The organism is Pirellulales bacterium (assembly GCA_035939775.1).
Taxonomy (GTDB): Bacteria; Planctomycetota; Planctomycetia; order Pirellulales; family DATAWG01; genus DASZFO01.
The window spans coordinates 1-8,932 of sequence record DASZFO010000330.1; the positions used below are offsets into that span (position 1 = coordinate 1).

4 protein-coding genes are annotated in these 8,932 nt (G+C 61.4%); 1 reads left to right on the forward strand and 3 read right to left on the reverse strand.

The annotated features are described in order from the left end of the window. Positions 1–324 precede the first annotated feature (324 nt). Positions 325–2,346, forward strand: coding sequence for an NAD-dependent DNA ligase LigA (gene ligA / locus VGY55_21130; protein HEV2972489.1), 2,022 nt, complete (start codon positions 325–327; stop codon positions 2,344–2,346). Between the two features lie 89 nt (positions 2,347–2,435). On the opposite strand, the gene VGY55_21135 is transcribed toward ligA, so the two are convergent. The 3 genes from VGY55_21135 to VGY55_21145 all read right to left on the reverse strand — a co-directional run bounded on the left by VGY55_21135 (position 2,436) and on the right by VGY55_21145 (position 8,891). After that, complete coding sequence (locus VGY55_21135; protein HEV2972490.1) at positions 2,436–2,996, reverse strand: peroxiredoxin; 561 nt, start codon at positions 2,994–2,996, stop codon at positions 2,436–2,438. A gap of 171 nt (positions 2,997–3,167) precedes the next feature. Continuing rightward, the gene (locus VGY55_21140; protein HEV2972491.1) at positions 3,168–4,466 is read right to left on the reverse strand and encodes a BBP7 family outer membrane beta-barrel protein; all 1,299 of its coding nucleotides are present in this window, start codon (positions 4,464–4,466) and stop codon (positions 3,168–3,170) included. Positions 4,467–4,880: 414 nt separating this feature from the next. Beyond that, positions 4,881–8,891 carry a kelch repeat-containing protein gene (locus tag VGY55_21145; protein HEV2972492.1) on the reverse strand — a complete coding sequence of 1,337 codons (4,011 nt, stop codon included), beginning with the start codon at positions 8,889–8,891 and terminating at the stop codon, positions 4,881–4,883. Positions 8,892–8,932 lie beyond the last annotated feature (41 nt).

Genomic DNA, 8,932 nt, shown 5'->3' on the forward strand with positions numbered 1-8,932 from the left:
CGTCTCGTGTGAATCGGTCGCCGTGGGTGGCATTGGCTAATCTCCCACACTATTACCCGGCAATTCCCCCCAAGTGTGACAGAGAAAGGGGGGCGAAGCGAGCAGATTTCCCGCCCGCCAAATTGAGTTTGTGCGAATGGCCCCCAGCGTGGCCCTTGTCGACTCGCGGCCCGGCACTGGCCGGGCCCAGAGGGCGCCCCGCTGGCCAGTGCCACACCCGCTCGGCCAGTGCCACCCGATCGTTTACAATATGCTTCCGCGCCTTCCGCGCGTCGCGCCGCTCGTACGTTCCGAACCCCGACTCCCGAGTCCCGAGCCCCATCCTTGTCTGACACCGCCCGACAGATCGAGCAGCTTCGCGAGGAGATTCGCCATCACGATCGGAAGTACTATGTCGATGCGGCGCCTGAGATCAGCGACGTCGAGTACGATCGACTGATCGCGCGGCTCAAAAAGTTCGAAGCCGAGCGTCCAGAGCTTGTCACGCCCGACAGCCCGACGCAGCGGCTCGGCGATCAGCCGGTCACCGAGCTACCGCAGGTGACGCATCGGATTCCGATGCTGTCGATCGAGAATACCTACAGCCTCGACGAATTGAAGAAGTACGGCCAGCGGATCGAAAAGCTGCTTCCGGGCGAGAAGATCGAATGGGTTGTCGAATACAAGGTCGATGGCGTGGCGGTCTCGGTTACGTACGAGCATGGCCGGCTCGTGCAAGGGGCAACGCGCGGCAATGGCCGGGTGGGGGACGACATCACGCACAATATCCGCAAGGTTAAAAACGTCCCGCTGACGCTCGCGGGCAAGAATCCGCCGGCGGTGCTGGAGCTGCGCGGCGAGGTCTACATGACGAATTCCGACCTCGTGCGGCTCAACGAGCAGCAGAAGGCGAAGGGATTGCGCCCGCTGGCCAACACGCGGAACGTCGCCGCGGGAACGATCCGCGTGCTCGACCCAAAGATCGTCGCCGAGCGGGGGCTGCGCCTGCTTTGCCACGGCGTCGGCCACACCGAGGGTTTTTCCCCCGCCACTCACATGGAGTTTCTCGAAGAGATCCGCCGCCGCGGCCTGACGCCGACGCCGGGCGTCGAGTGCTGCGATTCGTTCGCCGATGCGGTCGCCCATTGCGATGAAATGATCGAGGGGCTGCACGAGCTGGATTTCGAGGTGGATGGGCTGGTGCTCAAGGTCAACCGCATCGACCAGCGCGAGCGGCTGGGGAGCACGTCGAAAAGCCCGCGCTGGCTGATCGCCTACAAATTCGAGAAGTTCGAAGGGGCGACGCGGCTGATCGATATCCGCGTGCAAGTCGGCAAGACAGGCACCATCACGCCCGTGGCCGATCTCGAGCCGATCGAGCTGGCGGGCACGGTCGTCCGCCGCGCGAGCCTCCACAACGCCGACGAGATCGAGCGTAAGGACGTCCGGATCGGCGACGTGGTGGTCGTGGAAAAGGCGGGCAAGGTGATTCCGCACGTCGTCCGCGTCGAGAAGCACGAGCGGCGCGGCGAGCTGAAGCAATTCAAGTTTCCCGCGCGCTGCCCCGAGTGCGATACGAAGCTGGTCAAGGACGAAGGGGGCGTCTACATCCGCTGCCCGAATCCGCAGTGCCCCGCTCAGCTTCGCGAGCGAATCCGCTACTACGCCACACGGAACGCGATGGATATCGAGGGGCTGGGAGACAAACTGGTCGAGCAATTGGTCGCCGACCGCCTGGTGACGCGCTACGGCGACCTTTATCGGCTCACCTTCGAGCAGCTTGCCGAGCTGGAGCGAATGGGAAAGAAGTCTGCCGAGAACCTTCTCAAGCAAATCGAGGCGAGCAAGTCGCGCGGATTGGCGCGGCTCCTGAACGCGCTCTCGATCCGGCACGTCGGCAATCGCGTGGCCGCCGTGCTTGCGGAGCACTTCGGCTCGATCGAGGAGCTGCAAGCTGCGTCGGTCGACGAATTGAGCGAAGTCATGGAAATTGGCCCCGTCATCGCCAAGAGCGTGCATGAGTTCGTGCACGGCGATTTCGGCAAGGAGACGATCCGCGATCTCAAGCAATCGGGAATGGACATGACGGCGCCGAAGAAGGCCGCGGCGGCCACCGCGCAAGAAGGCCCGCTCGCAGGCAAGAATCTCGTCGTCACGGGCACGCTGGAGAAATACAAGCGCGACGAAATCGAGGAACTGATCGCCACGCACGGCGGCCGGGCCACGTCGAGCGTTTCCAAGAACACGGATTACGTCGTGGCGGGCGAAAACGCCGGCAGCAAGCTCGACAAGGCCCAGAAGCTCGGCATCAAGGTGCTGAACGAAGCGGAGTTCGACCAGCTGATCAGTACGGGCAAAGCCGATTGACCAAAGCAACGTAGGGTGTGTCGAGCGAAGCGAAGACGCACCGGCGGCCCTCGGTGCGTCTGCGCGGACTTGACGCACGTACCGCTTTCTTACTTCTCTACGACGCCCAGTTCTTTCAGCTTGGTCGCCACGTCGCGGGCGTGCGAATCGACCATTACCTTTTTGTCGATCGCCATGATCCGGCCATCCTTGCTGATGTAAAACGTCCATCGATTCGCGACGCCGTTCTCGCTCTTCAACACGCCGTAAGCCTTGGCCACCTCGCGGGTCGGGTCGGCCAGGATCGCATAGTCCTTCACGCTGAGCGACTCCGCGAACTTTGCGTCTTGCTCGGGCGAATCGACGCTGACCGTGAAGTAGGCCACATCGTATTTCTTGATCAGGTTGCTGTCGGCTTGAAGATTCTTGCACTCCTTCGTGCAGCCGCCGGTGAAGGCCTTCGGGAACCAGGCCAGCACGACTGCCTGCTTGCCGGCGAAATCCTTGAGCGAATACGTCTTGCCGTCTGAACCCTTCAGCGAAAACGGGGGAGCTTCGTCGCCGACCTTCAATTCCGCGGCCTGGATCGCCGCTCCCGAAGCAAATAGCACCGTCCAAACCACCGCAACCGTGTTCGTCACCGAGCGAAAGAAGAAAAGCAAGCGTTTCATCGATGGGCCTCGTGTCTGTGCGGGTTGACTGAGTTCTCGCGAATCCAGCCTCGGATCGCGATTACCAAGCTAACGCGCGTCGGTGCGGTCGTCCAGCACGGGCGCTTCCGGAAGCCGACGAACTTCCACGGCGGCGACGCTCCCTCAACACCGTGCGTCAACCTTCCCGGCTTACCAGCGAGCTTCCAGGCCGGCGTTGAAGCCGTGGATCAGCATGCCGCGGCGGGCGTTGATGCCCGTGCCGCTCGTGGCCGTGTCGGTGAAATCGAGCTGATCCGGGGCGAGCGCGAGTTCGTCGATCCAGACCGCGGTGTACCCGAGCCGGCCGGTGAAGTGGGAGCCCATCGGAATGAAGAGATAGCTGCTCAACTCGCCGACGAAGGACGGAACGCGCTCGTCTCCGCTGGCGGTGCGTAGCGGGAAGCCGGTGGCATCGACGACGTTCTGGTCTTGGTGGGCCGCGTTGGCGAAGACGCCCGCCTTGGCCTCAACGTCCAAGACGAAGCGCTCGATCTGCCATTGCCCGCGGGCGCCAAGTTGTCCGCCGTACATGCGATTGCGAGTGATGATCTGGTAATCGCCCGAGCCGGTCGTGTTGCTGAAGGTGCTGATGTCGAAGCGTTCATCGACCGTCAGGTAGCGGAAGCCGGCCAGATACTGGATGCTGGCGTAGGGAAACACGAAGTTGATTTCATAGTTGTTGATGTGGCTGCTGTACGTTTCGGTGATCTGATCGACGTCGAAGAGATTGGCCGACGAGAGCCCCAGATCGCCCGGAAGCGAAAGGTTGTCGGCGCCGTTGATTGTCTTTCGACTGGCGAAGCCCCATTGGCCCCAAAAGTCGGTTTCCACGCCGATGCCACTCTTGAACATATAGCCGGCGGCGGCTTTGATCCCCGGCAGATATCGAAATTCCGTGTCGGCCGTGCCGGCGGCGGGCAAGCCCGTGTTGGTGTCGATGATGGTGGGTTGCTTGATGACGCTGTTGTTGCGGCGGGCGTAGAATACCTCCGCCGAGCCGTAAGCGTAATGCGTGGTCTCGTCGTCGTAGCACTGGGCCTGATTCGGACCGCAGCCGCAGCCGCAACCTGGTCCATATCCGGCTGCGCCGTCGCCGCCGTTCATAGGAAGCGGATCGCCGTTCATTGGCGTCGCCGGGCCGTAAAGCGCCTGTTGGGCATCGCCGGGCGGCATCATGTTATAGCCGGCCGGCATCGCTTGCGGATAACCCGCTGCCTGCATGTAGGCCATCTGCTGCGCGCTGGCCGGCATGCCGCCCATTTGAGAGGGCATGGGCTGGCCATAGTAGCCCGATTGCGACGGCATGGCCTGCGGGTAACCCATCGAGGGTCCGCCGGCGTAGGCGCCGGGCATCCCCGCGGCATTGCCATACATTCCCTCTTGGGCAAGCGCGTTACAGGATAAGGCTGCCAACAGGGCGCCGGCAAAGGCCAACTGCAAAACCTTCATGGCGGATCTCCGTGTGCGGGGCGAATGCCGCGACAGACGTGCTGCAAACTCGTGCGAAATCTGGGTCGCGATAAACACGGTCGGACGACCGCGAGCGGAGCCAATCGCTCTGCCGGGGCCGCCGAGAGGGCTTACCACCGCTTTCATCGGAATAAACGGCGAATTAACTCAATCGGAAAAGTCCGGAAAACCGGAACGCGCGGCACGATTGATACCACCGCGCGCGGTGATGGAGAAATTGCGCAGAATGCGCCGCCTTGGATTCCTTAGATTCCGGTTCGCAAGCGAACCGGCTAACGATCGATTTCCGGCTGGCGAGCGACTGTTGGGGTTCGGGCTTCAACGGCCTGTGGCAGCCTGAAGGCTGAACTCCAACAATCCGACTTCTGATCTCCAACGTCCGACCCCCGCCCCTTAGCCCAAGAACATCTTCTTGAACTCCGGATCGAATTCAAGGATGAAGTCGATGATCGAGGCGGCGTTTGGATCGATTTGCTTGATCGACGACGGGGGCGCATTGGTGCCCGGAGCGGCGTAGACATACAACCGGCCGCCGACCACTTTGGCCGCCGTGCGCACGCCCAGATTGCCTCCGAAGGTCGCGTGATATTGCACCGCGCCGGTGATCCCGTTGAGCACCGATACCTGATTCGTGCCCATCGGCCCTTGACTGGCCACGATCGTAGGAACCGTCACATTGCTGTTGAGCTGTGGATCGATCGCCGAGACGTTGACGCCGCCGCGGAATGCCGTTCCGAATGGCACGAAGCTCTCGAAGGGGACGTAGGTCTTCTTGTTGATCGTCACGTCATATGCATTGATGGTTCCGGCCATGCCCGAACCGGAGCCGACGATGATGTCGGCCCAGCTTCCGGGGACGCTCGGTTTCAAATGGGCCACGGCGACTGTCGAGCCGCCGATGAATGTCGGGCTCCAAGCGGTGAACTCCCGCAGCAGGATCATTGGCGTCGCGGGGACGGTCGTGAACTGATTGTGAAAAACGCGGATGTCGGAGACGCCGCGGGTCGGGGCGGTGACGATGTCGTCGATTTCGTGGCTGCCGTTAAAAAGGTTTTCAACGTTACCAGTCGCGATGGAAATGCCGTTGACGAAGTTCGCGGCGTAGGCCTGGAACTGGAACAGGAGGTTGCCGAACGGATCGAACACCTCGACCGTGGGTGAATGGTTCTTTCCCGGAGCGACAGCGATCTCCGGTTGTCCCGTGCCGTCGAAAAATCCGACGGCGACGCTAACCCCGCCCGTGTAGCTCGGCGCAAACGCCAGGAACGAAGAGATCAGTTGGCCGGTTCGCGCATCGACGACCTTGACCAGCGGCTGGCTGTTCGGGCCGGCATCCGGTGCATAGGCCAAAATCGGGATATTCAGGACCGGCGTGGGGAATGATTCGATATCGGTGTAATTCACCTGCATGTGCCCATCGGCAAACGTGAAGTTTCCGTCAAACGAGGCAGGAAAGCCGGCTTCCGGCGTGGCATTGTTCGTAACCGGTCCCGACACATTGAGCGTGGAAATTGCCAGCGCGTCGCCGACGGGGCCGGGAACGGTCAATTCGGGTCCGTAGCCGTTGATCGTATACACGGTCGTGAAGCTGGGGGCCACCGTAAACGTGTTCGGCTGCTCGGTGGCGTCGAGTTGCAGGGAAGCGATGCCGGAATAGGTGACGCCGCCAAACGTCGCCGGCGGAGGCGAGTTGGCGCGATCGTACGAAACGGTCGTATCGGTGACGTTGTAGCTATAGGAGCCGGTCGAACCGTGGTCGTTGATCTCGAGCAGATTGCCGGCGCCGCCTCCCCCGACGACCGTGATGGCGGAGGGCAGGCTACTCAATGTCCCGCTATTGAACCCGGAACTAGAGTCAAGGTTGAATATGTTGCCGTCGACGTCGCCGCCGTTCAAGGTGACGCTGTTCAAGGCCGGCAAAGTGCTGACGACGTCAAACGTCGTCGCCAATCCGATGGAGCCGTCCAAGACGACGTTCAACGTGCCGGCGCCCTGCGAATAACCGATCGGAGTCGGCATGTCGTTGGCAGCGATTTGGGTGCTCGTGAGCGTCATGGTCAGGCCCGCGGTGAACGACCCGGCGTCGCAGGCCACAAGCGTGTTATTCCCCGCGCCGGGGGCCACGATCAGCGGCGCCACGATGCTTGCCAGGACGCCAAACTGATTCGCGGGCGCATCGGAACCGACGTTGATCGTGTCGCCGCCGGCGCCGCTGGTGCTGCCGACGGTGGTAACAATCGAGGTGGCGATCACGTTGATCGTGTCGTTGCCGAACTTTGCGTTGTCTTCAACGTGCAAAGTTTGGGTATTGGCGAACGTGAAGGGCGTGCCGCCGTTGTAGTCCACCGTCGAGTTGCTAACGTCCATCGAGGCGCTGCCGAGCGTGTCGAGCACGGCCGCGGCGTTCGTGCCGCCGGCGCCGTCGAACGAGAACTGCTGAATGTTCGTGAAGGAATAGGGCGCCGAGCCGTTGTCCGTGATGCTGGCGGTGGTGGCGCTCGTGGGCGTGATGACGAGATTGTCGTTGCCGGGGCCGCCGGTCACGAAGAACTGATCGCCGGGAGGGATCGTGGCCGCCCCGCCGCCGTCAAACGTGATCGGCACATTGACGATCCCGTTGGTCTCGTCGATGGTCAACGTGTTGTCGTTGGCGTCACCGACGATATTGATCGCGCCGGAATTCGGATTGTTGGGATGGGTCGCAATGAGCGTAGCGCCATTGAGAATGTCCACCAAGGCGGCGTTCGCCGGATCGACGATGATGGTGACGCTCTCGGCCGGTGTGCTGACGCCAAGCGTGATGATCTGGCTGGTTGGCAGGCTGGCGATGCCATTGGCGATAACCTTCAGCGACACAAAGTCGTCGATAGTCATTCCGCCGGGTAGTGTGAAATCGACGGTTTCCGGAGTCGCTCCCGTGGCCACCCAGGCGCTGCTCCAATTGGACGTCTGCGCATAGACGATATTGCCGTTCATGGCGGTCAATTGAACAAGGGGATAGTTCGTCGCCTGCTGGTGGTCGTCGCCGTAATAGGCGCCTTCGTTGAGGCCGTTGATTTGCGTGCCGGTCAGCGTATAGACGTTGTTGTTGTTTGCGTCAGTGCCCGTGAGTTCAATGTCGGAAATCGTCGGCCGCCACGAATCTTGCGGCGTGCCGGATGGCGTGTAAAGAAAAATACCCGGTTGGATCGATGATGAAATCGGAACTCGGAGTTGCCCACGATCCAAGTCGGTCATCATGATTTGACCGCTGGGAAGTGTCATCATGACGTTGAACTGGCCCGGATTCGTCACCTCGAAGTTAGCCGGAGTCGTCGGAGGGTTAATGACGGGATTGATCGTATTGGTGACCGGATCGTACTCGAAGAACTTTGTCCCGCCGGCGAACAGAGGCGTATCGCCGGCCGCAAATAAAACGCGGCCGTTTGTCAGGACCGCCGCGGCGCCATCGTTCACGCCCAGACCGCCGGGAATGACGGGCCCTGCGGCCCAACTGCCGGTAGGATTGCCGGGCGTCGGCGGAGTATAAATCGCCGTGTTGCTGGTGGCGCCGATATAAAAAACGCGCCCATCCGGCAAAAGCGTTCCCGGCCCAAGTTCCGCAAATCCAAAGTTTGGGACAAAGGGGATCGTGAGGTTGGTGCTGGTGAACAGGTCCACGGGCACGTGCCCGGCGGGCACCCATCGATCGGCTGCGGGAGTATCGCCGAAAACCAGTCGCTCCGCATCGCCGGGATGTGTCCCAAAGATTTCGACGGCCAAGATGCTCCCATCGGGGAGCTTTGTCCAACCTTCTTCGTTCGCACTGTCGCTGTTGAGAGGAGTGGCGTCCTGTGTCCAAAGGTTGGCGACCGGGTCGTAGCGGAAAGACGGGCTGTGGGTCGTTCCAAACAGAGAGCCAGGGAGGACTAACGGAACGGTGGTGGATGCGGCCAGAACCGTGCCGTCGCTCATCAGTTCCAGTGTTGAATCGCCAAACCTTTGTGCTACCGGTGGATTCTGCGACTGGATGCTGGGATCAAAGAGAGGCACCGGGAACGGCGCCGTCGGAGTCCAGGTGTTTGTCGCCGGATCGTAAATCTCGCCGGTCGGATCCTCTGATTGATTGAACGAAAACTCGCCACCGAGAACCATCACTCGTCCGTCCTGCATAACGACGGATCCATAAAACAGGCGACCGGTGTTCATCGACGCCAATTGCGTCCAAGTCCCGTTGGCATAGTTGCCGGTCGCATCCGGAGTGAGTTTGAACCAATCGGGTGTCGGAAAGTCGGAGCCGCCTTGGGCCATCACGGAGCCATCAGGCAACAGTAGCATGTGACCGATGCCTTCGTTGATGATGGCCGTGGCGACGGCAGGGGCAGTGTTTGGATTCGTGACCTGAATTTGCGTCCAAGTTCCCATTGTCGGCGGAGTCGGCAAGACAGTGAGCGTGCCGTCCACGC